Source organism: Rhodanobacter sp. B04 (assembly GCF_002001125.1).
Classification (GTDB): Bacteria; Pseudomonadota; Gammaproteobacteria; order Xanthomonadales; family Rhodanobacteraceae; genus Rhodanobacter.
Map to the genome: position 1 here is coordinate 66,843 of NZ_MUNV01000008.1, position 25,055 is coordinate 91,897.

Here is a 25,055-nt window from a genome sequence, read left to right on the forward strand (position 1 = left end):
AGGGAAGCCTTCCAAGGTGGCGCGAAGCGCGAACGTCAAACAACAACCGAAGGAAGGCCTCAGCGAGGAGTTGAAGCGCCGGCTGCGTGAAGCCGGCGCCCTGCTGCTGATGCCGCTGGCGCTGTACCTGCTGATCTGCCTGCTGACCTACGACGCGCGAGATCCCAGCTGGACCAACGCCAACCAGATCAACCTGGTGCAGAATTTCGGCGGTACCTTCGGTGCGCACATCGCCGATCTGCTGCGCTGGATCTTCGGCTACGTGGCGTACTGCTTTCCGTTGCTGCTCCTGCTGCTGGGCGTGCAGGTGCTGCGCCAGCACGGCGAGCGGACCACGCACGCGTGGGAGCCCTCGCTGCGGCTGATCGGCTCGGTGTTTTTCTTCGTCACCGGGCCCGCGCTGCTGTATCTCGATTTCGGCGACGACCCGGTGCCCCCGCAGGGCGCCGGCGGCATCATCGGCCTGTGGGTCGGTCGCCCGCTTGCGCAGGCACTGGACAAGGGCGCGCCCTTGCTGCTGCTGGCCCTTTTCCTGGTGGCGGTGACCCTGGCCACCGGGCTGTCGTGGTTCAAGGTGATGGACTGGACCGGGCAGGCCGTGCTGAAACTGGCCGACTGGCTCAAGGGCAAGCTGCGCGAGGCGCCGCAGGCGCTGGCCGCACGGCAGGCGCGTACCGAGCGCGAGGTGGTCAAGAAGGCCGACGCGGTGAAGCAGGCCAAGCGCGAGCCGGTACGCATCGAGCCGGCACCTGCGCCGGTGACCAAGAGTGAGCGGGCCAAACTCGAAACGCAGATTCCGCTGTTCGTCGGCGCCGCCACGCCGGGCGAACTGCCGCCGCTGTCGCTGCTGGACGAGGCGCCGGAGCAGGGGCCGGGCTATTCCGAGGAAACCCTCGAGGTGCTCTCGCGCCAGGTCGAGTTCAAGCTGAAGGACTTCAAGATCGACGCCAAGGTGGTCGGCGCCTATCCGGGCCCGGTGATCACCCGCTTCGAGATGGAGCCGGCGGCCGGCGTGCGCGGCTCGCAGGTATCGAGCCTGGACAAGGACATCGCGCGCGGCCTCTCCGTGGTCAGCGTGCGCGTGGTCGACGTGATCCCCGGCAAGAACGTGATCGGCCTGGAAATACCGAATACCAAGAAGCAGATCGTCTACCTGTCGGAGATCCTGCGCTCGGACAAGTACGACCAGCTGAAGTCGCCACTGGCGCTGGCGCTGGGCAAGGACATCGGCGGGAAACCCGTCGTGGTCGACCTGGCCAAGATGCCGCACCTGCTGGTCGCCGGTACCACCGGTTCGGGCAAGTCGGTGGCGGTCAACGCGATGGTGCTCTCGCTGCTGTACAAGGCCAGCGCGAAAGACGTGCGGATGATCATGATCGACCCGAAGATGCTGGAGCTCTCGGTGTACGAGGGCATCCCGCACCTGCTGGCGCCGGTGGTCACCGACATGAAGGAAGCGGCCAACGCCCTGCGCTGGTGCGTCGCCGAGATGGAGCGCCGCTACAAGCTGATGGCCGCGGTCGGCGTGCGCAACTTGGGCGGCTTCAACAAGAAGGTGAAGGACGCCGAGAACGCCGGCCAGCCGCTGCTGGACCCGCTGTTCCGGCCGAACCCCGAGATGCCGAATCTCGCCGCGGAACCGCTGGAACCGCTGCCGTACATCGTGATCATCATCGACGAGTTCGCCGACATGATGATGATCGTCGGCAAGAAGGTCGAGGAGCTGATCGCCCGCCTCGCGCAGAAGGCACGCGCCGCCGGCGTGCACCTGGTGCTGGCCACGCAACGCCCGTCGGTGGACGTGATCACCGGCCTGATCAAGGCCAACATCCCGACCCGCATCGCGTTCCAGGTCTCCAGCAAGATCGACTCGCGCACGATCCTCGATCAATCCGGCGCCGAGGCATTGCTCGGCCACGGCGACATGCTGTACCTGCCGCCGGGCACCGCCACGCCCGAACGCGTGCACGGCGCCTTCGTCGACGACCACGAGGTGCATCACGTGGTCGCCTGGCTGAAGTCGCAGGGCGCGCCGCAGTACATCGAGGGTGTGCTGGAGGAAGTGCAGGCCACCAGCGACGGCAAGTACATCAACGACTCCGGCCTGCCGCAGGATGGTGAGGAAGGCGGCGGCGATGCCGACACCCAGCTGTACGACAAGGCCGTGGCGATCGTCACGCAGACCCGGCGCGCCTCGATTTCCGGCGTGCAACGCCACCTGCGCATCGGCTACAACCGCGCCGCGCGGCTGGTCGAGCAGATGGAACAGGACGGCGTGGTCAGCGCTCCGCAGCACAACGGCAACCGCGAAGTGCTGGCGCCGCCGCCGCCGAAAAACTGAGCCAGGCGCCGACACGCGTTCTTTGCCGTCATCCCGGCGTTCGCCGGGATGACGGCAAAGATGTATGCGGTATTCCTTGCCATTAAGCCTGCACAACCCACAATACGCGTCATCGCCTCACCCTCAAGGCATTTATGAAACGCCATCTTCTTATCGCCTCTGCGGCACTCCTGTTGTCGCTGACCAGCCTCGCTCAGGCCGCCGTCGGCCCCGCCCGTGCGAAGCTCGACGCCTTCGCCACCGGCCTGCATTCGCTGACCGGCCACTTCACCCAGACGCTGACCGACATCAACGGCCAGGCCAGCAAGAGCAGCGCCGGCACGCTGGCGCTGGAGGCGCCGCGGCAGTTCCGCTGGGACACGCTGACGCCGTACAAGCAGACCATCGTCGCCGACGGCAGCCGGGTGTGGATGTACGACCCGGAGCTGGAACAGGTCACCGTGCGCGTGCAGAGCAGCGAGGAGTCGCACAGCCCGCTCACCGTGCTGACCGATCTCAAGCAGATGGACAAGGACTTCAAGGTGGTCGAGCAGGGCGAGCATGATGGCCTGGCGTGGCTGCGGCTCACCTCCACCGCGAAGGACCCGCAGTTCGACCATGCCGACCTGGGCTTCGACGCGAACGGCCTGGCGCGCATGACGTTCCGCGACCAGCTCGGCTCCACCACCGAGATCCGTTTTTCCGGCTGGCAGCGCAATGCGGCGATGCCGCCGTCCACCTTCAACTTCGTGCCGCCGAAGGGGGCCGACGTGATCGGCGATGTGCCGGTGATCACCACCCAACCGCTGAAAGACTGATCCGCCGATGCCTGTGCTGCGTCAGTTGCCAGGCTGGGCGTGGATCGGTGGCGGCGCATTGGCCTTCGTCGCCGGTATCGTCAACGCTGCCGGCTACATGGGGTTCCGTCATCAGTCGATCACCAACCTGACCGGGTCCACCAGTCTGCTAGGCATCTCGCTGGGTACCGCCGACGGTGGCGAGGTCGTGCATTGGGTGCTGTCGATCGGCGCGTTTCTGGCCGGCGCCATCCTCAGTGGCTTGCTGGTGCAGCAGCGCACACTGAAACTCGGGCGCCACTACGGTATGGCACTGATGCTGGAATCGCTGCTGCTGTTTGCCGCCGTGCCGCTGCTCGATGCCGGCAGCTCCATCGGCCTGTACCTGGCCTCGATGGGGGCCGGGCTGCAGAACGGCATGGTCAGTACCTACAGCGGCATGGTGTTCCGCACCACCCATGTCTCGGGCATGTTCACCGACCTCGGCATCTACATCGGCCAGCGCCTGCGTGGTCTGCAGGTGGACACGCTGCGTGTGCGCGTCTGCGTGCTGGTGATCGGCAGTTTCCTGCTGGGCAGTGCTGCCGGTGCGTTGCTGTTCGGCGTGCTGCAGGAACGGACGCTGCTGATTCCGGCGGTGCTGACCGGCCTGTGTGGCGTGGCCTACAGTCTTTACTGCCAGTACACGGGCAGCACCGGGATGCATGCCGACGGGGACTGATCGCGGTGTTTCAGGACGCCGTGACGCAGCGATTGCGTCCCGCATGCTTGGCTTCGTAGAGGGCCTTGTCGGCGCGTGACAGCCATTGCTCGATGGATTCGCCAGGCTGCAGCGCGGCGACGCCGATGCTGACGGTCACCGCGATCGAGCGTCCCTCGTGCATGACCTCGGCCATGGCCAGCTCGTTGCGGATGCGCTCGGCGATGTCGAGCGCCTGCGGCAGGGCGGTGTCGGGCAGGCACAGTACGAATTCCTCGCCGCCGTAGCGCCCGACCAGGTCGCCTTGCCGGCAATGTTGCCGGATCACCTCGATCGCACAGCGGATCACCGCGTCGCCGGCCAGATGGCCATGGGTGTCGTTGATCCGCTTGAAGCGATCCAGGTCGAACAGGGCGATGCAAAGCGCGCGCCCCTTCGCCAGCTCATGCTCGCCACCGGCCAGTTCAAGGAAGCGGCGACGGTTGTAGGCGCCGGTCAATCCGTCGGTGCCGGCCAGTTCGTCGAGGCGCTGGTTGGCCGACAGCAGGTCGCGCGTGTGCTCGTCGATCTGCCGCTGCAGCTGCAAGGCCTGCCGCCTGAGGTAGAGCGTGCGCAGGTGAACCAGCAGGACGATCAGTGCGATCAACAGCAGGACGGCGACGAACCGGCTGACCAGGGTCTCGTACCAGCGCGGCTTGACCACGATGCCGATGCGGGTTTCGGCGGTGTGCGGTTGCATGCCGTGAGTCTCGGCGCGCAGTCGCAGGTGGTATTCGCCGTGCGGCAGGTTGGTGTAGATCGCGCTGGGCAGGCTGCCGCGGGTGATCTGGTTCCAGCCATCGTCGAGACCTTCCATGCGATAGCTGTAGGAGGTTTCCAGCGGTGTCTGGTAGTCGAGCAGCGCGAAATCCACGCGCAGGTTTCGGCTGCGCGGATCCAGCTGGATTTCCTGGCCGTCCTGCGGAAGCTGCGCGAACGGTATCTCGTCGCCGTTGACGACCGCATGGGTGATCGCCAGGGCGGCGGGGGTGCCTGCCGGCGGCCGCCAGTGCGGCCGGATCACGGTCAGGCCGCCCAGGCCGCCGAACATCAGCTCGCCACCCGGCGCACGGGCGGCGGCCACGTAGATGTAGCTGGGAATGTGCAGCCCGTCGCGCGGTCCTAGGTTGTGCACGGCATGCGTGTCGTTGTCGATCATCGACACGCCGCCGGAAGTGCTGACCCACAGATTGCCGCGATCATCGTCGAGCAGGCTGCTGACCTTGTCGCTGGCCAGCCCCTGCGCAATGCCGACGGTGCGGAAGCGGTACGGGCCGCCCGGCGAGTAATGATCGATGACGCCCAGTCCGCCGAACGTGCTCACCCACAGCTGCCCCTGCGGAACCAGGGTGATCGAACTGATGTAGTTCTGCGGCAGGCTGGAGGGATCGTCGCGATGGTGCGCCAGGTTCACGAAGCCGCGATCGTCCAGCACGCTGTTGGCGATGCTGATGCCGTGGGTCGTGCCATACCACCAGCTGTCGCCGACGCGGGCAATCTCGCGCACGGTGTCGCTGCTGAGGCTGCCCGGGTCATTCGGGTCGTGGCCGACGTGATCGAGCGCTCCGCCACGCGTGTCGTAGCGATACAGGCCGTCATAGGTGCCGATCAGGATGTACGAACCATCGCGTTGCAGGCTCAGGACGGGCTTGTTTTCCAGCGCCGGCAGCACCGAGGGCTGGATCGCCAGCGTATCGGGATTGATCCGGGCCAGCCCCTGCGTGCCCACCAGGATCGAACCGTCGGCGGCTTCCACAAAGGTCTGCACGTCGCGATGGACCTGGTTGCCGCCCAGCTGCAGGTGAGTCATGCGGCCGGTCTTGAGATCGATCATGTCGATCCGGCCCGAGCCGAGCCCAAGCCAGATGCGGCTGCGCGCATCGACGTAGATGCCGCGCACGCTGGTGTCGCTCAGCGCGTTCTGTTCCAGCGGCGAGGGCAGCAGCGAAAACGCGCTGCGGGCATTGGGGTCGGTGCGGGCCAGGCCCAGGTCGGTGGCCGTCCAGATATTGCCCGAGCGATCCTGCAGCAAACCCCGCACGGAGTCGCCGGGCAGCGAGGAACTTATCGCCGCATCGTGATCGATCCGGCGCAGCTGGCTGTCCCCTGCCTTGTACGCGAGCACGCCGCTGCCGTCGGTGGCGATCCACATGGTGTCCGTCGCGATCTCCAGGAAGTCGCGCACGGTGGATTGCTGCGCGCCGTTCTGGTATCCGCTGAAACCCGGTACGGGATGCCATTGCCCATCGGTGTCGCGATAGACCGCACCGGTCTGCCCGCTGCCCACCCACAGCCGGCCGGCATGATCCTCGTAGATGGCCCAGATCTGGTTGGTCAGCACGGTTGCCACGGTGCCCGCCGGGTGGTCGGGCCTCACGAAGGCCTTCGAACCGGCATGGCGCACGAACAAGCCGTCGTTGTTGCCCAGCCACAGGTTGCCGGCCCGGTCCTGCATCACGCTGAAATTGCGCGCCGCGGTGCCGGTGCCGGTTTTCAGCTGGACGATCGCGTTGGTGCGCGGGTCGAAGTGATCCAGTCCGGAGTCGGTGGCGATCCACACACCGCCGGCATGATCGTCGGCAAGATCGTAGATCTTGCGATCCGAGGTGCCGTTCGCGCCGATCGGATAAGCCTGGAAGCGGTTGGTCGCCGGATCGAAACGGACCAGGCCACCCGCATTGGTGCCGATCAACAGGCCGCCATCGGGCAGGGCGAACAGGCTGCGCACGTAGGCGTCGGGCAAGCCCTGGCCGCTGCCGCTGTTGCGGGTGTCGAACACCTGCGCGCGATAGCCGTCATAACGGGCCAGGCCAACCATGGTGCCGACCCAGACCAGGCCGCTGCGGTCCTGCGCGAGCGAGGTGATGATCGACTGCGGCACCCCTTCGCTGCTGCTTACCCGGTCGAACCAGGGTGCATCGAATGGTGCCCACGGGTCGCCGGTCGATGCGCGGGTGCCGACGCCGAAGGCCAGCAAAAAGAGCCCGAGCAGGCTCAGGCAGCAGTGCTGCAAACGGCGGCGTAACCGGTGGCTCATGCCATGTGCAGACGGCCGGCCACGCGCGCGCAAGGGAGTCCCCTTGGCATGGTCGCCCATGCAAAAGAATTGTGCGTCGCGGTTTTCACCTGCGTGCCTCCCCCAGTCACGTCATGCATTTGCGAACCAGGTTCGCAATGGAGTGCATGATACCGGTATTGCTGCTTAATTTTGCGCCAGCAGTTCAGTCATGAGGCCGGGCCGGCGCAGGTCGCCTCAGGAGCGGCCTGCGCCATGCCGGTCAGCAGCAACTTGCGGGGCGGCGGTCGGCTTCAGGGCCAGCGACTTCCTCAGTTCATCCTGCGCGGCGACAAAATCCGCGTGCCAGAGCGGGTCCCGCAGCAGTTCTGCCGCGATGACCGTTCCCGCAATCCGGCCTGCTTCCACGTCACTGGGAAAGTGCGCGCCCATCACCACCCGATGATGGGCATACAACGCCGCCCTGTCGAAAATCGCCACCCGCTTCTCCGGCAGCATGTTGGCCAGCAGGATCGCGGCGGTATAGCCGAAGGTGGCATGCCCGCTCGGGTAGCTCCAGTCGCCGGGCTTTCCCATGCTGAGCGGATGCACCTTGTCCGATACCTCGCTCGGACGCGGATGCCGCCACCAGGACTTGGCTTCCTTGGCGGAGGCCTTGTCGAGCTCCGCGACACGCTTGAAGAAGGCGGCGGTTCGCGGCAGCGTGGCCGGGGACAGGCCGGGGCCGAGCGTGTCGGTCAGGCGAAACACCGAACGTTCCGCATCGGCTTTGGCGGCCTCGTCTTCAGCCGGTGTCCTTGACGCCTGGGTCGCCAGGACAGCCTGCAGGTCGGCAAGCGCCGCCGGCGACCCGGCCGCTGGCGGCGGCGCCAGCAGCCGGATCAGGTCGATGCCATCGGTGCCGGCGTTGCCGTCGGCCGCAAGCGCCGGCGCAGCGGGCAGCAGCAAAGCGGCAAGCAGCAGGAGGCCGCGAGGCATCATTGGAACTTGGCCGACAAGGTGACGAAGTAGCTGCGCTCGGGAATCGTGTAATACAGCGGCGTATTGTCCTGCGCCGTATAGCCGGCCAGGTAATAGATGCTCTTGTTGTCGAAGATGTTGTTCACCTGCAGCCCGAGCTTGATGTCCTTCAGCTCGCCCATGTCCTGCGCGAAGGTGTAGCTGGTGGCGAAATTGGTGATGGCATAGCCGCCGATCGGCTGGGAATTGCCGGTGTCGCCGTAGCTGTGGCCGACGAACTTGTCGATGAGCGAGGCACGGAACGGGCCGTTGTGATAGAGCAGGCCCAGCGCGGCGGTCTTGTGCGGCGAGTTGGGTACCCAGTCGCCGGTGGCCTTGTCGTTGGCGCGATTGAGCGAGCCATTCGCGTAGATGCTGAGGCCATCGCCGATGACATAGGTGCCTTCGGCCTCGAAGCCTTTGTAGACGGCACCGCCCTCGTTGTAGAAGTACGTGACCCCACCGATCTTGTGGCTGTTGATCAGGTTGTTGAAGTCGATGCTGTAGACGTCGGCCGAGAGCGTGAGGCGCTCATCGCTCCAGGTCGTGCCGAGCTGGCGGTTGACGGTCTGTTCCGGCTTGAGGTCGCTGCTGGCCTGCGGATTGGTGGTGTAGAAGGTATTGAGGTTGGGCGCCAGGAAGCCTTTCGCCCACTGCGCGTAAGCCGTCCAGTTCGGGCTGAACTGCCAGTGCAGGGCCAGCGACGGCAGCGGCTTGCTCCAGTCCTTGGTGTAATCCAGCGGCTTCTTGGTCTTCTGGTTGATCAACGCATCGATGCTGCGTTCGAAATCCGCATATTTCACGCCGCCGGTGAGCCAGGCCGTGTCGGTGATGTTCCAGTTGTATTCGACAAAGGGCTGGAAGGTCTTCAGCGTGTCGGTCATGTAGCGATCGCTGGCTGCGGCCGGCGTCTTGGCGTTGTAGATGAAGTCCAGGGTGTCGTCCACCTCGTTCTCCCAGCGCTCGTTGGTCTGGTAGTCGTACCAGAAACCGGTGCGCAGTTCGCCGGGCCCGAGTTCCTTGCTGATGCGGAAGACATCGCCCCAGGATGTGTACGTGTTGCGCATGTCCTGGCCGGGCACATCGGTCGGACTGTATATCGTGCCATTCGGCGTTTCGCCGTTCGGATCCTCGCCATTCCAGCCGAAATGGTTGTAGGAAAGGGTGTACACCTTGTTGTCGATGGTCCAGCCATCGAATGCCGAATGGAGACCTATGTAGCCGAAGTAGGTGTTGATTTCATCGCGGTTGTAGCCGTAGAAGTTCTGGCTGTCCGGGTTGCTGCTCAGGCCGTAGTTCGGACCGTACTCGCTGATCTGGGCACGTGTTGCGCCGGGCGGCACGTACTGGTTGAGGTTGTTGTACATGCCGACGAAGGTGAGCGTGGTGTTGTCGCCGATCGGCTGCACCACCTTGGCGAAGACGTTCTGCCGGCGCTGCCCGGCATCGGTGAGATAGCCGTCCGAGGTCGAGTTCTGCAGGTTGATGAAGGCGGTGGTGCCGCCGGTCTGGGCGATCGCGCCGGTGTTCAGTTGCAGGCCCTGCACCTGGGTATCCCAGCTGCCGAAACTCAGCGAAGGCTCGATGCTGAACGTGCCCGAGGGCGTGCGCGAATCCACCGCGATGGTGCCGCCGAAGGTGGCATTGCCCAGCGTGCTGGCGGTGCCGGGACCGCGGTCGACGACGATGCCGCCGGTATCCTGGTTGGTGTAGTACGAGGTCGAGTGATGGGTGAAGTCGTTCGAGTCGCCCCACGGGATGCCGTCGAAGGTGACGTTGTACTGGCCGTCCTGGAAGCCGCGCATGGTGACGCTCGCCGCTTCCATCAGGCCGGGCCCGTTCGGCGCGACCGTGGATACGCTGGGCGCGATCGAGATGGCGTCGGTGTAGTCGCCGGTCGGCGACATGTTTTCGCGCAGGTACAGGTCGCCGATGATCGACTGTGGCTGTATCGCCACCATCGAGCCCTGGGTGGGGGCGATATCGCTCACCGTGCTGGCGATGCCGGTGACGTGGACCGTGCTGAGGTTCTGCGCATTCTGTACCGACGCACCGGTGGCTGCATTGTCATTCGGGGCGGGATTATTCGCGGCTGAATTATTCGGGTTGGAGGCATTCGCGGCAGCTGCGGTGCCAGTCGCCGTGGAGTTTTCGGCAAATGCCGGGGCGGATAATGCCGCGGCGATGCAGAAGGCGAGCAGGGCGGGTTTGCGAAAACGGGTGGTCGAGGTCAGCCGCGTCATGGGTTGTCCCAAAGTTGTTGTTGGATAGGGGCGCTGTGCGGGGCGCCAACCTAGTCATCCAACATGACAGTTTGGTAACAGGCGTATTAATTGAAAATCTTTCGACATAATCGAAAATAAATACGCTAAGCGGAATCTAAGCTTGGTAATTAAATGCAAATAAAGTGTGTATGACGGATACTTTCATTAATCGGTTAATACGGTTTATTCCCGCTGTTCGAGTTGCCCGGCGGCGAGCCTTGGGGATGGCGAATCATTCAGGCCAGCCATAGTCATCGAGCAGCGCCGCTCGTTCCCGCGCGCAGCTGGCTGGATGTCTTATCATCCCAATATGTCATCCCGTGTTGCTCCAGGCGTCCCCGGCCTGTTCGCCGAACCCGACGCGCTCAAGCCGCTGGCCGAGCGCATGCGCCCGCGCAGCCTTGACGAGATCGTCGGCCAGCAGCGGCTGGTCGGTCCCGACAAGGCGCTGCGCCGCGCGCTGGAGGCCGGCAAGATCCACTCAATGGTGCTGTGGGGGCCGCCCGGTTGCGGCAAAACCACGCTGGCGCTGCTGGTGGCGCGTTATGCCGATGCGGATTTCCGCGCGATCTCCGCCGTGCTGTCCGGCCTGCCGGACGTGCGCAAGGCGCTGGCCGAGGCCGAGCTGAATTTCGCGCAGGGGCGGCGCACCGTGTTGTTCGTCGACGAGGTGCATCGCTTCAACAAGACCCAGCAGGACGCCTTCCTGCCGCATATCGAAAAAGGCGTGATCATCTTCATCGGCGCCACCACCGAGAACCCCTCGTTCGAGTTGAACTCCGCGCTGCTGTCGCGCTGCCGCGTGCACGTGCTGGAACCGATCTCCACCGACGACATCGTGGCGGCGCTCAAGCGCGCGCTGGCCGACAACGAACGCGGCCTCGGCGAATTGCAGTTGCAGGTGGGCGACGAATCGCTTGAATCGATCGCCCAGGCCGCCGACGGCGACGTGCGCCGCGCGCTGACCCTGCTGGAAATCGCCGCCGAACTGGCCGAAGACAAGCGCATCGACGAGGTCACCCTGGCCCAGGTGTTGGCCGACCGCACCCGCCGCTTCGACAAGCAGGGCGAGCAGTTCTACGACCAGATCTCGGCGCTGCACAAATCCGTGCGCTCGTCCGATCCCGATGCCGCGGTGTACTGGCTGTGCCGCATGCTCGACGGCGGCGTCGATCCGTTGTACCTGGCGCGCCGGATGACACGCATGGCGGTGGAGGATGTCGGCCTGGCCGAGCCGCGCGCCTGGCGCATGGCGCTGGACGCGTGGGATACCTACGAACGCCTGGGCAGTCCCGAAGGCGAACTGGGCCTGGCCCAGCTGGCGATCTGGCTGGCGATCTCGCCCAAGAGCAACGCCGCCTACATGGCCTACAACAAGGCCCGCGCCGCGATCCGCGAGGGCGGCACGCTGGAAGTGCCGATGCACCTGCGCAACGCGCCGACCAAGTTGATGAAGGGCCTCGGCTACGGCAAGGGCTACCAGTACGACCACGACGCCGAAGGCGGCATCGCGCTCGACCAGCAATGCCTGCCCGACGAACTCGTCGGCAGCGTGTTCTACGAGCCGGTCGAACGCGGGCTGGAGCTGCAGTTGCGCGATAAGCTGCTGGCGCTGCGTGCGGCGCGTGCAAAGGCACGCGGCAGGTAATCAGCATGCGTGGCGTGACTGCTGCGCGCGCCCTTGCAGGGCTTCCGACGTCCGACTTAGATTCGCGCCATCAACCGGGAGGTGAGTCATGCGCGTACTCGTGGCAGGTCTGATCGGCGGCATCCTGATGTTCGTCTGGGGCGTGGTGGCGCACATGGCGCTGGGGCTCGGCAATGTGGGCATCCGGCAGCCTGCCGATGAAAGTGCCGTGCTGGCCACCTTGCACGAAGGCCTCGGCGAGCAGGCCGGCGTGTACATGCTGCCCTCGTTCGATCCGAAGCAGATGAACGATCCCTACAAGGTGCGTGCCTACCAGCAGAAGGCCATCCGCTCGCCGTATGCCTGGGTGGTCTACCTCCCGCAGGGCGACGACATGCTGCAGATGCAGCAGCAGATTCCGCGGCAATGGGCATCCGATACCTTGGGCGCACTGGCGCTGGCCTTCGTGATGGGACTGGCCGGGCTCGGCTTCCGCCGTCGCCTCGCCGTGGCGGCCGCCGTCGCGGTGTTCGCGTGGCTGAGCACGATGGTGCCGTACTGGAACTGGTATCGCTTCCCGCTCGACTTCACCTGGGCTGCGCTGATCGAGCAACTGGTCGGCTGGCTGCTCGCCGGCGCCGCCATGGCGTGGTGGCTGGGTCGCGGCGAGCGCAAGCTGGCCAGCTGACCGACCATGGTCCCTCCCTCGCGACCGAGGGAAGGGCGTGCGGCAGGGCAGGGTTGACGCCATGCACGGCGGCGGTTGCGGTCGGTGGCGCCGTTGATTGCGGTGTTTGCCACTCGCCAGCGATAATTCAGGGTTCAAGCCTTCATCTGGACCCGACCATGCTGGATCCCGCACTGCTGCGTTCGCGCCTCGCCGAAACCGCCGCACGCCTCAAGGAAACCCGCGGCTTCACGCTGGACGTCGCCGCGATGGAGGCGCTGGAAAGCTCGCGCAAGCAGCTGGCGATGGAGACGCAGGAGCTGCAGAACCTGCGCAACACGCGTTCCAAGGCGATCGGGCAGGCCAAGGCGAAGGGCGAGGATGTTGCCGCGCTGATGGCCGAAGTCGCCGGCATCGGCGACAAGCTCAAGGCCAACGAGCAGGCGCTGGCCGAGGCGCAGGCCAAGCTTTCCGACATCGCGCTGCTGATCCCGAACATCCCGCACGAATCGGTGCCGCTCGGCAAGGACGAGAGCGACAACGTCGAGATCAGCCGCTGGGGCACGCCGCACGCGTTCGATTTCGAAGTCAAGGACCACGTCGTGCTGGGCGAGCGCCACGGCTGGCTCGACGGCGATGCCGGCGCCAAGCTTTCCGGCGCGCGCTTCACCGTGCTGCGCGGCCAGCTCGCGCACCTGCATCGCGCGATCGGCCAGTTCATGCTCGACCTGCACACCGCTGAGCACGGCTACCTCGAATGCAACGTGCCGGTGCTGGTCAACGCCGACAGCATGCTCGGCACCACCCAGCTGCCGAAGTTCGAGGAGGACCTGTTCTCCACCCAGGTCGGCGACTCCAGGCGCTACCTGATTCCCACCGCCGAAGTCTCGCTGACCAACCTGGTGCGCGACACCATCCAGGACGCCGACGCACTGCCGCTGCGCTTCACCGCGCACTCGCTGTGCTTCCGCGCCGAGGCCGGCAGCTACGGCCGCGACACCCGCGGCATGATCCGCCAGCATCAGTTCGAGAAAGTCGAGATGGTGCAGGTCGCCCGCGCCAGCGACTCCTACGCGCAACTCGAGGAAATGGTCGGCCACGCCGAGAAAGTGCTGCAGAAGCTCGACCTGCCGTATCGCAAGCTGCTGCTGTGCACCGGCGACATGGGCTTCCAGTCGACCAAGACCTACGACCTCGAAGTGTGGCTGCCCAGCCAGCAGACCTACCGCGAAATCTCCAGCTGCTCCAATTGCGAGGACTTCCAGGCCCGCCGCCTGCAGGCCCGCGTGCGCAACGCCGACACCGGCAAGCCCGAACTCGTGCACACCTTGAACGGCTCCGGCCTCGCCATCGGCCGCACCCTGATCGCGGTGATGGAGAACTACCAGAACGCCGACGGCTCGATCAGCGTGCCCGAAGCCCTGCGCCCGTACATGGCCGGGCTGGACCGCATCGCATGAACGCGCCGGCACCCGTCCGCGGCAAGTGGGACAAGGTCGAGTTCTACACCAGCTGGTTCCTGCTGCTGGTGCTGATCTCCTTCATCGGCACCCGGCTGGCCTTCGCCACTGTGTGGCAACTGCCGACCATCGACTTCGTCCTCTCGGTCATCGCGATGCTGCTGGTCCTCGCCAGCTTCTGGTTCGGCCGCCACAGCCGCCGCTGGCGCCTGTGGACCATCGGCTTCGCTACTGCCACCCAGATCGTGCCGATGGTGATCCGAGAACCGGTGCTGCTGTTTCCGCTGATCGGCGCGCTGATACCGATCGCGATCCTGGTGGGTTGCCTGATGGCGCTGTCGAAGAAGGACACAAGCGCTAGCCCGCCGACAGGTTCCTGATAAACTGCGACGCTCGCTGGTAGTGGAAGCCTGTCAGCAACAAGTTTTGGAGAGATGGCCGAGTGGTTTAAGGCAGCAGTCTTGACGCGTAGGCAGGAAGCCGAAGCGGACAGCGACGCAGTCGCTGGCCCCGAAGGGGCGAAGGGCAGGATGCCCGGAGCAAAACTGCCGTAGTGGCGCGCGAAGCGCGCCTTCGACAGGACAACGAGTTTATGGAGAGATGGCCGAGCGGTTTAAGTCAGCAGTCTTGACGCGAAGGTAGGAAGCCGAAGCGAACATCGACGAAGTCGATGGCCCCGAAGGGGTGGAGGGCAGAGCCTGTCCTGGACTTGATCCAGGAATGCCCGGAATAAAACTGCCGTAGTGGCGCGCAGCGCGCGCCTTGCAGCAGACAACGAGTTCTGGAGAGATGGCCGAGTGGTTTAAGGCAGCAGTCTTGAAAACTGCCGTAGGTGTGAGCCTACCGTGGGTTCGAATCCCACTCTCTCCGCCAGCTTCACAAAAAAGCCTAGTTTTATAGGCTTTTTTTGTGAGTTGAGAGAAAAATGGCGCTTGGCGAAGTCGGTTGAACTGAGGTATGCGGTCGGTTGCTGCAAAAATTATTCGCGATCGCTCAGGAATGTGGTCAAATCGGCCCTGTTGGGTGGGGACTGACAGGGGATTGGGATCATGCGCCACATCGGAAGTGAGTGGATCGCTGGCATCGTGTTGTTGCTGGCCATTTCAACCGCCTCGGCTCAGAGCACGGGCACAGTGACTTACATCTACACAGATCCCCAGGGGACCCCTCTGGCGGAAGCTGATGCCCAAGGCAACATCACGGCCACCTTCGATTACACGCCCTATGGCAGCCAAGCAAACGGCACACCTCCAAATGGGCCTGGCTATACCGGTCATGTGAACGACCCGGACACCGGTTTGGTTTACATGCAGCACCGATACTACGACCCAACGACCGCTCGGTTTTTGTCAGTTGATGCTGTGCCGCCCAAGGCGGGCGACCTTGTTTCGTTTAATCGATACAGCTACGTCGGTGACAATCCGATCATGCGAACAGACCCCACGGGTGACTACCTGTGCGGCGGTTCAAAAACGCAGTGCGCCATAATCAGCAAAGCGTTGACCACTGTCTCCAATGCTGCCAAAAATTTGCCTGCCAACTCCAAGGGACAAGCGACGCTCAATGCCATTGTTTCTTTCTATGGAAAGGAAGGTGTGGACAATCACGTTAACGTGGCATTTGGGTCAGCGAACGGAAACAACTCGATCACCGAGACCAAGGGTAACCAACCAGAAACCCGAGTCACGACGATCACGTTCAACCTCGCCAACATCAAAATGACGGGCAGCAACCCTGGAACGAACGGTTCAGCAGAGCTTGCGGGTGCGGTTGCTCATGAGGGGCAAAATGGCATCACCGGGCGCTTCTTCGGTCAGCCAAGCAATCATGCAACCCTGCTGAACACAGAAATTAAGGGCTTCACGGCACAGTCTTACGTCAACGAAGGAACAAACACGACCTCGCCTTATGGCCTTTGGACAAGTGGTTGGTCGGAAACACCAGAAACCAATGCGGCCCGCGATGCGTCAGCCTATTCAAACGCGCATGATGTGGCCTACCCACCGAGTGATGCGCAATGAAAACCTTGGCGTTGACTGCTTCCTTCGTGTGGCTCATGAGCGTTCCCCTTACGGCATCCGCAGGGACCATGAAAGGCGAGCCCAAGGTCATCTCAACTGACGTTTGCAGCGTGTTGAAGACGCCTGAGACCTTCGTCAATCAGGTTATTCGCCTCCGGGGGCTTGTCTACCTTGGTGAGGACCACATGAACATCAGCGACAAGGCATGCCCTGGCCAGGGGATCGAGCTCGTTATCAAGTCGGACCCGGTGTTCAAACAAAAGGACGTGCATCACTTTTACGTGCAAATGAACCATCAGGGCCGCAAGGGCATCGCCACCATCACGGGGCTCTTTCAATCAGACCCAAGTCCGCTGACGCCCTACGTTCTCAACATCCAGCATGTAAAGGATGTGGCGCCCCGGAAGTGAGTTATACGACACCCAGCGGCGGGGGACCAGAGCGAGGTTGATCGCTCCGGTGCAGAAACGATAGTCTTCCGCAACTTGGCCAACTCAGAGAGAAAACTCCAACTGATCGGTCAGGCGCCGCAGGGGTTGATGGGTTGAGCGCTACTCGCTTCCCGCCCTCTCCGCCAGTTATGCAACTAGGCCCATGAATTGATGGGATTTTTGCAAAATGTTCGCCGTCCCTACTACATGCCTCGCTTGTAAACGGACTGCTAGGGATGGCCATGAAGCGGATGAGCGCGGTTTGCGTGTTTACTGTGGAAGCCGGGTCAGCAGGGGCAGGTGCTGACCTATCCGCGCGAGGCCCTCCCGCACATGCCTGCATGGCCTACGCGCACCTTTTAAGATCAATAGCCGTAGCAATTAAGCGGTATGCACGCTGTGTTTCTTTTGCGCTGCGTATGGTCTCGTTGCAACGTGATACATTGCTAGCACACGGTGAAAGGGGAGTCTAAGGATGCTCTGATCAATTGAGTTCGAAACGGCCGTCCAGGCGGCCATGCGAAAACACCGAACTTGCTACGACAAAAAGGCGACTGTGGAGGTGGATCGCTGCCACCGTAGTGCCGACTTTCCTCCGAATCACCTCGATTTCCCGCCTCACAGGCGCACCTCCCCTGCAGACGCCAGCAACGTTCGTCGCGCCATCCACAGGTTCGACAGGGCAAATAGGGTCAGCACCTGCGCCGTGTTCTTGAGCAGCCCCTTGAAACGCACCTTTTGATAGCCGAACTGAGATAAGGGGACGGGGGTAGTTAAATCGGATACGTGGGCCAGGTCACCTATGGCGGCCACGCGCAGCGAGAAAAGGTGTCGGGGATAATTGCTGCAAGGCGCTTGGGACGACTGCTTCAGCCGAGGAATTGACTTCAAGGGCTCACAGACACTCCCGCAACCGCTTCACGCCCTCCTCAATGGCATCCTCATCCACATTGCCATACCCCAGGATGACGCCACTGCATCGCGTTTCGCCGCGATAGCAAGGCGACAGCGGTCGTATCGACACGCCGGCCTGTGTCGCCCGTCGTGATAGCGCGATGTCGTCCAACTCCGGCGCCAGCAGGGCAGTCAGCTGCATGCCCGCTTCGGCGCCCACCACGTGTAGCGCATCGGGCAGGTGCTGGCGGATTGCGGCCTGCAAGGCCGCGCGTCGTGCCGCGTACAGCATACGCATGCGGCGGATATGTCGTGCGAAGTGGCCCTCGCGGATGAAGTCGTGCAGTGCGCGCTGCGGCAGCATCGGCGAGCAGGTGTCCAGCGCGTCGCGGGCGGCGCGGAAGGCTGGCAGCAGGTCCTTCGGCACCACCAGGTAGCCGAGCCGCAGCGCGGGGAACAGTACCTTGCTGAAGGTGCCGACATAGATCACCCGCGCGTCCGTATCCAGGCCTTGCAGCGCGGTGATCGGCCGGCCGCCGTAGCGGTATTCGCTGTCGTAGTCGTCCTCGACGATCCAGCTGCCCGCGCGTGCGGCCCACTGCAGCAGCTCGATGCGCCGCGCCGCACTCATCGTGGCGCCCAGCGGAAACTGGTGCGAGGGCGTGACGTAGGCCAGCCGCGCCGTCGGCGCACGGCGAACGCCGGTGGCGACATCCATCCCGTCCGCGTCCACCGGCACCAGCACGGGGACGGCGCCGACCGCCGCCAGCGCCTGGTGTGCACTGGGGTAGCCGGGTTCTTCCACCCAGGCGCGGTCGCCGGGATCGAGCAGGGCGTGCGCGCAGATCTGCAAGCCATGCTGCGCGCCGCTGGTGATCATCAGCTGGGCGGTATCGGCATGCACGGCGCGCACCGTCGCCAGGTATTCGACGATCGCTTCGCGCAGCGGCGCATGGCCCGAGGTGTCGCCGTAGATCAGCGCGTCGCTGCCGACATGGCGTGCATGCCGGCTCAGCAGGCGCGACCACACGGCGTGCGGGAAGTGGTCAAGCGCCGGCACGCCCACGCGAAACGCGCCCTGGCTTTTCAGCCAGGTCTGCGGTGGCGAGGCCATGGCTGCCACGCGCGCAGCGACCGGGCGCGGCGCCAGCGCCGCGGATGCAGCCACGACGCGCGGCAGGCGGCGGGTCGGTGCGGGCGGCGCTTCGTGCGGAATTGCCGCGGCCACGCAGGTGCCGGCGCCGCTGAAGCTCTCCAGATAACCCTCGGCATGCAGCAGTTCGTAGGCGCTCAGCACCGGCAGGCGCGACACGCCCAGTTCGCCGGCCAGCGCGCGGGTGGAGGGCACGCGCTGGCCCGGCCGCAGCCGGCCCTCGGCGATGGCGCGGCGAAACCAGTCGGCCAGTTGCTGGTAGATCGGGCCGCTGTCCTCAAGGGCGATCGATGGCAGCAGACCGGTAGGCAGGCGTTTCATGGCGATCTCCAAGTGGCCATGTCATTTTCTCATCAAGTGGCTATTCGTTCGAGCCACTTTGCTGCCTAGTCTGCTCGCAACGGGCGAACGGCGGAGGTGTCGGTGGTCATGCGATGGCGGTCAGGCAAGCCACGGCAGGCGCGACGGACGGCATGCCGTCTCGCGGCATGGCTGGTCCTGCTGCTGGGCATGGGCACGGCTTCGGCCCAGGACGCTGCCGCGCCGCGCCAGTCGCTGGACGACGCCTGGTGGACCGGCCCGATGCTGGCCAATTCCGCCGAGACGCTGCCGCCCGGACACCTGCTGATCGAGCCATACGTCTACGACGTCAGCTCGAAAGGCGCCGATGCGTTCGGTTCGCGCGCCTACGTGCTGTACGGGCTCACCGAACGGCTGACCGTGGGCCTGATTCCGATCATCGGCTACAACCGGGTCAGCCAGGGACCGAGCAGCTCGGGCATCGGCGCCGGCGACCAGATCGTGCAGGCGCAGTACCGGCTGACGCGCTTCCACGAGGGCAGCTGGCTGCCCTCGCTCGCGGTGGAGTTGCAGGAGACGGTACCCACCGGTCGCTACGATCGACTGGCGCGCGCCAGCGACGGCATGGGCGGCGGCGCCTGGGCCACCACGCTGGGCCTCAATGCGCAGAGTTATTTCTGGATGCCGAACGGCCGCCTGCTGCGCGTGCGGCTCAACCTGACCCGCACCTTCTCCGGCGATGCCGAGGTGACCGGAGCCAGCGTCTACGGTACCGCGCCCGGCTTCCACGGCACGGCCCGGCCGGGCGACGCGTTCTACATCGGCAGCTCGTTCGAATACAGCCTCACTCGTCGCTGGGTGCTGGCACTGGATCTGTTCCGCAGCCACGACGGCGCCAGCCGGGTGAACGGCTATACCGATCCGCTCGATGCCTTGCCTGCGCCGGTAAGCCTGCGCACCGGCGCCAGCGACGCCTACGGTTACGCACCCGCGGTCGAATACAGCTGGACGCCGAATCTCGGCGTGCTGCTGGGCGTGCGCGTGATCGCAGGCGGGCACAACACACAGCGTTCGCTGACGCCGGCCATCGCGATCAACTATGTCCACTGATGGGTTGAGCCGGCCAGAACATCGTGCCTGCTCGGGCTTGGGCGGGCAGGCAGGGCGGCGAGTCGGTGTTCCTTGGCGGCGCGGGCAACGAGCCTCGCTCCGTGACGTATTCCAACCCAGAGGGTAATCGTGATGCATACAAAGATGATCTTGCGGGCAGGCCTGCTTGTGCTGCTGGCGACCGGATGGCAGTCGTCGTTGGTCGCGGGCAGCCAGGGCGACGATCAGCAGCATGCCTTCGATTTTCATTTCGGCACCTGGGCGACGCAGATCATGAGCCGGGACGTGACGGCATCGGGTGTCGGCAAGTGGGTCAAGTTCAGCGGAACGGTGATCGACCAGCCCTTGTGGCAGGGGCGGGCCAACCTGGAAAAGATCGAAGCCTCCGGGGCGGGCGGCCACTTCCAGGGCCTGACGCTGTTTCTGTACAACCCGAAGTCCGGGCAATGGAGCGAGCAGTTCGCCGGCAGCAGCGATGGCATCATGCAGGAAGCTTCGTATGGCTCGTTCAAGGATGGACGCGGTGTGTTCTATGGCTGGACCGAGTCTGCGGGCAAGCGGATTTTCGAGCGCGACATCTGGTCGAACATCACGCCGGATTCCTACCATTACGAGATTGCGTCTTCGCCCGATGGCGGCAAGACCTGGGTCATCCATTTCGTCGCGCAGCTCACCCGGCTGAAGAAAAATTCCGACGACCCTGCACGCTACACGCCGGGCACGGGAGCGGAGCACGATTTCGATTTCAACCTGGGACACTGGTCGACCCGGATACGGGCCGTGCCGGATCCGTTGTCCTCACCCCACGCGTGGAGCGATTTGAGCGGCACGCATCAGGTGTATCGCGTCTGGGACGACTGGGCCCATGTGGGCCAACTCGAAGTCGACGGGCCGAAGGGTCACATCGAGGACCTGGCGCTACGCCTGTACGACCGCAAGACGCAGCAATGGCGCGTCTATTTCGCGGACAGCAAGTCCGGCACGCTGGAAAAGCCGATGGTCGGCGGATTCAAAGATGGCGTGGGCAGCTTCATCGGCATGGACGAGATCGACGGCAAGACCGTGCTGACCCGGAACGTCTGGTCGCACATCACCGCAAAATCCGGCCAACAGGACTGGGCCATTTCCACGGACGCAGGCAAGAGCTGGGTACCCACCTGGACGTCCACCGACACGCCCGCTGGCCGATCGCCGTGAGCAAACGCAACCGTCTGACGAGGAGGCGCCATGGCTTCGATCCACAAGGACATTCTGCTCGATGCCGAGCCCGCGGACGTCCGGGCGGGCATCGGCGAGGCCGGCGCCGCCCACGTACGCCTCGTGCTGGGCGTGCTGGTGGACGCGAGGCTTGGGTGGCGAGGTCAGGATCGTCGGGCGAGTGTGCATGAGGCCGTGCCGGCAGCCTTGGTGGAACCCCGAGTGGCGGGACGACCAGTTCCTTGCCATCCACGTCTTGGTTGTCAGTCTTGGTTTGGCAAGTGTCTGGGCGAGCCAGTGCCTAGTTCAGCGCGGCGCTGGCGATATCCGAGCGGATCCTGCCGGGACACATGCCGCTGACGCGCTTGAAAAGGCGTCGGAAAGCCGCTTCGCTGCTGTAGCCAAGCTGCTCGGCAATGCACGCCACGGACTGCTGCCGATCGCGCAGCAACTGTTCGGCGACACTCACTCGCCATTGAGTGACGTATTGCATCGGCGGTATCTGCATCAGATGGGTAAAGCGTTCCGCGAAGGCCGAGCGCGACATGCAGGCAAGCCCGGCCATCGTCTGCATGGTCCAGGGATTGCCGGGGCTTTCATGCACGGCTTGCAGCACTTTGCTGATGCGCGAATCAGCCACTGCGGCAAACAAGCCACGCCGCTCGCCGGTACGCCTGGCGTAGTCGCAGACGGCGAGCGTGAACAGGGCGTCGGCCAGCTTGTTCAGCAGCACCTGCCGTCCGTCCTGGCCGGCATTGACCACCTCGACCATCATCGCCGAGAGCTGCCGGAAGGTATTTCCGGCGTCCTTCGAGCGCACCACGAAACAGGCCGGCAGGGCGTGGTTGAGCGGGTGGTGTGCGTTGCCGGAGAACTTCATTTCGCCGCAGACAAGGCTGGTCCGGCCGGCATCTTCCGGATTGGCTTGCCCATCGGTGCTCAAGCGATGCGGATCGCCCTGCGGAAACACGACCAAGTCGCCGGCTTCCAATTGCATGGCGTGGCCGAGTGCGGCGCACTCGACTTTGCATTGGCCGGTACCGACGAGATGGAACAGTCCGCAGTGGTAGCGTGGCCCATCGAGAAACCACGAGCCGCACCGATGCAGCTCGGCGACGACCGCCACGCGCAATATCGATTGATTCAGCAGCGATTCGAGTGCCGGCTCGATCAGCGGCGGACGAGGTTCGCTGGCCAGCATCGGATTGGGTTCGATATACACAGGTGTGTCCTTCCGGCGAGTGGCGCTCATAGCCTCTTTCGCCAAAGGCACACCGATGGTTACATCGGCCGTCAGGTGCGATGGATACCTCAGTCCGGCAGGCAGCGGCTGATCAATCCGTCGGCGAGCCATTGATGCAGGAAGCCCGCCATGCGCGGCAACGCTTCTGCCGGGTCGTGATGCTCGGAAAGCAGTTCGCACAGGATCGCGAATGGCTCGCCCTTGATCGCACCATGCAGTGCCGACAATTCGTCCAGGCCGATGGATCGGTAATGCACCGTCAGCGCCTGGCGCCAGACCAGCAGGTGGCGTGCTGTGTCATGGCGGTGCAAGCGCGGGCGTTTGTCGTTGCGATCCGCCGCACGGCGAAAAGCTTCCACGTTGTGGTGGGTGGAAAGGATCTGCAGGTGGTTTTGCGGAAGCAGGCGCAGATTCGCCCAGGCGTCGGCGGGCACGCCAGCCAGGTCGGCAGCGGCAAGCACCGGTTCATCGGCGGCGTCGAACGCGGTGGAGATGGCCCAGTCCAGACGCGCCATCTCGGCCAGCGCGGGCCGCTCGCGCCAGGGCAGGGCATATTCCAGGAAGGCCGCGATGCCTGCGCCGTGCCAGCGGATGTTGTAGTGCACGGACGGGTGCGTCTCGACATAGCGGTCCAGCAAGTTGCCGAATCGGCGGCCCATCATCAAGCCCAGGCCAGGGTATTCGATGGCCAGCGCATCCCGCAGCCGCACGCGGTAACCGTTGCGATAGATCGCCAGACGCATCATGGCATCCGCGCGCGCATCGTTCCGCAGTTCCGGCAGCTGGGGTGGCCTGTCGGCAAGCACGGCCTGCAGCATGCGTTGTTGAAGTGCCTGCAGCTGGCTCATGCCGCAGCCCGCAGCAGTGGTCTGGCCAGCGAACGCGCGTCGTCGAGTTCGGCCAGCAAGTCGGCGAGAGGCGGCATATGGTCGTCGCGTTCGATCATCGTCGAGACCGCGCCATATCGACGAACCGCCTCGACATAGAGGTTCCACACGTCGTCGACGATCGGCGCATCGTGCGTGTCGATCAGCAGCTGTTCGCCGTGTTCGTGGCCGGCCAGATGGAACTGCTGGACGCGCGATGCCGGGATGCCATCGAGATAGTCCAGCGGCGAAAACCCATGGTTGTGCGCGCTGACATGGATATTGTTGATATCCAGCAGGATCAGGCAATCGGCGCGTTCGGCCACGGCCGCCAGGAATTGCCATTCCGTCAGCTGTGCGTCGGCAAAGCTGATGTAGCTCGAAACATTTTCCAGCAGGATGCGCCGGCCCAGCACGTCCTGCACGCGGCGCACGCGATCGACCACATGCGCCAGGGCCTCTTCGGTATAGGGCAGCGGCATCAGGTCGTGCAGGTTGATGCCCTGCACGCCGGTCCAGCACAGGTGATCGGAAATCCATGCCGGCTCCACGCGGCGGGCCAGCGCGGCGAGGCGCGCAAGATAGCCCTCGTCCAGCGAATCGGTGCCGCCGATCGACATCGATACGCCATGCATCACCAGCGGAAAGCGCTCGCGGAATTTATCCAGCCACACCAGCGGGCGACCGCCGGGGATCATGTAATTCTCGGAAACGATTTCCAGCCATTCGACGTTGCCGGGTTCCTCCAGCAGGCTTTCGTAATGCTCGACGCGCAAGCCAAGGCCGTAACCCAGATAGGGCAACCGATGGATGTCTGTCTCGATGGTCATGATTTGGGAAAGCCGCAGGCAGGCGCAGGAGGAAGGGGCTTTCCGTGCATCGGAACCGGAAAGCCCCGCCTGGTGGATCAGGAAGACGACTTGTTGGTCGCTTGCGCAGCGGTGCAGTCCGCCTGTGTCTTCTGCATGGTGAAGCCCTGGCCCTTGCAGGAGTTCTGGCCCTTGCACGAGTTGGTGGCCTGCTTGCATGCGCCATGGCCTTTGCAGGATGACGAGTTCATGCATTTGACCGTGGCGGTATCGCTGGCGCCGCTGGGCGATGCGACTGCGGACGACATCGAGCTCATCGCAAACAGGCCGGCAACCATCACTGCCATTGCAGCACCGTTGAGTTTGTTGGTCTTCATGGGTAACTCCAGCTAAGTCGTATGGGCCGCAATCGAATGCGGCATAAGGAGATGTCTCGCCGGGTAGGTTTGCCTTGCCGCCTTGAGCCGATCCCGACGAGCGCATCTTCGGCATTCGCAGGGGGCACTGGCTGTTCCCGTGCATCCCGTTTTTGTGCCCGATCGTCCGGTAGCGAGCAACCGGGCGCAGAGCCGGACGCGCGGCAAGAAAGCATGGACGCACGAACATGGCGGCGGCCCGGATACGCACGCAAGATGCCGGCTCGTCATGCTCACGGGATTTTACGATGCGCCAGTTCATCGCTGACAAGGCTTCACGATTACTCGAATTGCTGCATGCCAACCGCTGGGTGGGGCCGCTCGTGGTGCGCCTGGTGTTCGGTTATTTCTGGCTCGAGACAGGCATCGCCAAAGTGCAGAACCTGGATGGCTTCACCCAGCGTTTTGTCGGTTGGCACATTCCCCATCCAGCCTTCAACGCGGCGCTCTCGGCGTGGACCGAACTGCTCGGCGGCCTGTTTATCCTGCTGGGCCTGTGCACGCGGCTCGTCTGCATTCCGATGATCATCAATATGGCCGTTGCGGTCACCCTGGTGGTGTCGGCCAACTTGATGGGCCTGGACGATTACGTCGAGGCGGACGAGGTGGTCTACAGCCTGATCTTCTTCTGGCTGCTCATTGCCGGACCGGGCAAGGCCAGCCTCGACACGCTGGTGGCGCGCTGGCTCGGCATTCGCACGCAGGACTGATTGCCTGCGCTGCACG

At 64.3% G+C, this 25,055-nt stretch carries 20 protein-coding genes, 1 tRNA gene and 1 pseudogene; 14 read left to right on the forward strand and 8 right to left on the reverse strand.

Annotated elements, in window-relative coordinates:
- Nucleotides 1-16: 16 nt before the first annotated feature.
- From B0E46_RS06915 to B0E46_RS06925, 3 genes are all read left to right on the forward strand, one after another.
- Nucleotides 17-2,341 (forward strand): DNA translocase FtsK, encoded by a 2,325-nt coding sequence (locus B0E46_RS06915; RefSeq protein ID WP_077555052.1) that lies wholly within the window; start codon nt 17-19, stop codon nt 2,339-2,341.
- A gap of 134 nt (nt 2,342-2,475) precedes the next feature.
- Nucleotides 2,476-3,138 (forward strand): outer membrane lipoprotein chaperone LolA, encoded by a 663-nt coding sequence (gene lolA, locus B0E46_RS06920; RefSeq protein WP_077555053.1) that lies wholly within the window; start codon nt 2,476-2,478, stop codon nt 3,136-3,138.
- Between the two features lie 7 nt (nt 3,139-3,145).
- Nucleotides 3,146-3,838, forward strand: coding sequence for a YoaK family protein (locus B0E46_RS06925; protein WP_077555054.1), 693 nt, complete (start codon nt 3,146-3,148; stop codon nt 3,836-3,838).
- A 10-nt stretch (nt 3,839-3,848) separates the two neighbouring features.
- Here the strand turns inward: B0E46_RS06925 and B0E46_RS06930 are convergent, their stop codons facing one another.
- The 3 genes from B0E46_RS06930 to B0E46_RS06940 form a co-directional block, all read right to left on the reverse strand.
- A complete protein-coding gene (locus B0E46_RS06930; protein ID WP_077555055.1) occupies nt 3,849-6,893 on the reverse strand; it encodes a ligand-binding sensor domain-containing diguanylate cyclase in 3,045 nt (1,014 codons plus the stop codon).
- 216 nt (nt 6,894-7,109) lie between these two features.
- Nucleotides 7,110-7,853 (reverse strand): phosphatase PAP2 family protein, encoded by a 744-nt coding sequence (locus B0E46_RS06935; protein WP_077555056.1) that lies wholly within the window; start codon nt 7,851-7,853, stop codon nt 7,110-7,112.
- Nucleotides 7,850-10,114 (reverse strand): TonB-dependent receptor, encoded by a 2,265-nt coding sequence (locus B0E46_RS06940; RefSeq protein ID WP_077555057.1) that lies wholly within the window; start codon nt 10,112-10,114, stop codon nt 7,850-7,852. The genes B0E46_RS06935 and B0E46_RS06940 overlap by 4 nt, the downstream gene beginning before the upstream one ends.
- A 331-nt stretch (nt 10,115-10,445) precedes the next feature.
- Between B0E46_RS06940 and B0E46_RS06945 the strand changes: the two genes are divergently transcribed.
- The 7 genes from B0E46_RS06945 to B0E46_RS06975 all read left to right on the forward strand — a co-directional run bounded on the left by B0E46_RS06945 (nt 10,446) and on the right by B0E46_RS06975 (nt 16,320).
- Complete coding sequence (locus B0E46_RS06945) at nt 10,446-11,783, forward strand: replication-associated recombination protein A (protein WP_139350454.1); 1,338 nt, start codon at nt 10,446-10,448, stop codon at nt 11,781-11,783.
- 88 nt (nt 11,784-11,871) lie between these two features.
- Nucleotides 11,872-12,450: a hypothetical protein gene (locus B0E46_RS06950; protein WP_077555059.1), complete on the forward strand. Its 579-nt coding sequence runs from the start codon at nt 11,872-11,874 to the stop codon at nt 12,448-12,450.
- 158 nt (nt 12,451-12,608) lie between these two features.
- Nucleotides 12,609-13,889 carry a serine--tRNA ligase gene (gene serS / locus B0E46_RS06955; protein WP_077555060.1) on the forward strand — a complete coding sequence of 427 codons (1,281 nt, stop codon included), beginning with the start codon at nt 12,609-12,611 and terminating at the stop codon, nt 13,887-13,889.
- The gene (locus B0E46_RS06960) at nt 13,886-14,269 is read left to right on the forward strand and encodes an LrgA (RefSeq protein ID WP_077555061.1); all 384 of its coding nucleotides are present in this window, start codon (nt 13,886-13,888) and stop codon (nt 14,267-14,269) included. The genes serS and B0E46_RS06960 overlap by 4 nt, the downstream gene beginning before the upstream one ends.
- Before the next feature lie 403 nt (nt 14,270-14,672).
- A tRNA-Ser gene (locus B0E46_RS06965) sits at nt 14,673-14,762 on the forward strand.
- 176 nt (nt 14,763-14,938) lie between these two features.
- Entirely contained in the window at nt 14,939-15,910 is a 972-nt protein-coding gene (locus tag B0E46_RS06970) for an RHS repeat-associated core domain-containing protein (RefSeq protein ID WP_077555062.1), read from the forward strand.
- Between the two features lie 68 nt (nt 15,911-15,978).
- Nucleotides 15,979-16,320, forward strand: a complete 342-nt coding sequence (locus B0E46_RS06975) for a hypothetical protein (RefSeq protein WP_168171153.1) — start codon at nt 15,979-15,981, stop codon at nt 16,318-16,320.
- Nucleotides 16,321-16,959: 639 nt separating this feature from the next.
- On the opposite strand, the pseudogene B0E46_RS06980 reads toward B0E46_RS06975, so the two are convergent.
- Nucleotides 16,960-17,094: pseudogene (locus B0E46_RS06980) on the reverse strand (IS5/IS1182 family transposase); the annotation flags it as partial.
- 142 nt (nt 17,095-17,236) lie between these two features.
- Complete coding sequence (locus tag B0E46_RS06985; RefSeq protein ID WP_077555215.1) at nt 17,237-18,709, reverse strand: PLP-dependent aminotransferase family protein; 1,473 nt, start codon at nt 18,707-18,709, stop codon at nt 17,237-17,239.
- 108 nt (nt 18,710-18,817) lie between these two features.
- Here B0E46_RS06985 and B0E46_RS06990 point away from each other — a divergent pair, with 108 nt between their 5' ends.
- Nucleotides 18,818-19,798, forward strand: a complete 981-nt coding sequence (locus tag B0E46_RS06990) for a transporter (RefSeq protein WP_139350455.1) — start codon at nt 18,818-18,820, stop codon at nt 19,796-19,798.
- A 144-nt stretch (nt 19,799-19,942) separates the two neighbouring features.
- A complete protein-coding gene (locus B0E46_RS06995) occupies nt 19,943-20,995 on the forward strand; it encodes a hypothetical protein (RefSeq protein WP_077555066.1) in 1,053 nt (350 codons plus the stop codon).
- Nucleotides 20,996-21,296: 301 nt separating this feature from the next.
- Here B0E46_RS06995 and B0E46_RS07000 read toward each other — a convergent pair whose 3' ends face one another.
- From B0E46_RS07000 to B0E46_RS07010, 3 genes are all read right to left on the reverse strand, one after another.
- The gene (locus B0E46_RS07000) at nt 21,297-22,217 is read right to left on the reverse strand and encodes an AraC family transcriptional regulator (protein ID WP_168171154.1); all 921 of its coding nucleotides are present in this window, start codon (nt 22,215-22,217) and stop codon (nt 21,297-21,299) included.
- Nucleotides 22,218-22,306: 89 nt separating this feature from the next.
- Nucleotides 22,307-23,086, reverse strand: coding sequence for a DNA-binding domain-containing protein (locus tag B0E46_RS07005; protein ID WP_077555068.1), 780 nt, complete (start codon nt 23,084-23,086; stop codon nt 22,307-22,309).
- On the reverse strand, nt 23,083-23,934 hold the full coding sequence (locus B0E46_RS07010) for a DUF692 domain-containing protein (RefSeq protein ID WP_077555069.1): 852 nt from the start codon (nt 23,932-23,934) through the stop codon (nt 23,083-23,085). The genes B0E46_RS07005 and B0E46_RS07010 overlap by 4 nt, the downstream gene beginning before the upstream one ends.
- Before the next feature lie 72 nt (nt 23,935-24,006).
- On the opposite strand from B0E46_RS07010, the gene B0E46_RS17695 reads away from it, so the two are divergent.
- Together B0E46_RS17695 and B0E46_RS07020 are read left to right on the forward strand one after the other, a co-directional pair.
- Nucleotides 24,007-24,306 (forward strand): hypothetical protein, encoded by a 300-nt coding sequence (locus B0E46_RS17695; RefSeq protein ID WP_168171155.1) that lies wholly within the window; start codon nt 24,007-24,009, stop codon nt 24,304-24,306.
- Between the two features lie 211 nt (nt 24,307-24,517).
- A complete protein-coding gene (locus tag B0E46_RS07020; RefSeq protein ID WP_077555071.1) occupies nt 24,518-25,039 on the forward strand; it encodes a DoxX family protein in 522 nt (173 codons plus the stop codon).
- Nucleotides 25,040-25,055: the final 16 nt, after the last annotated feature.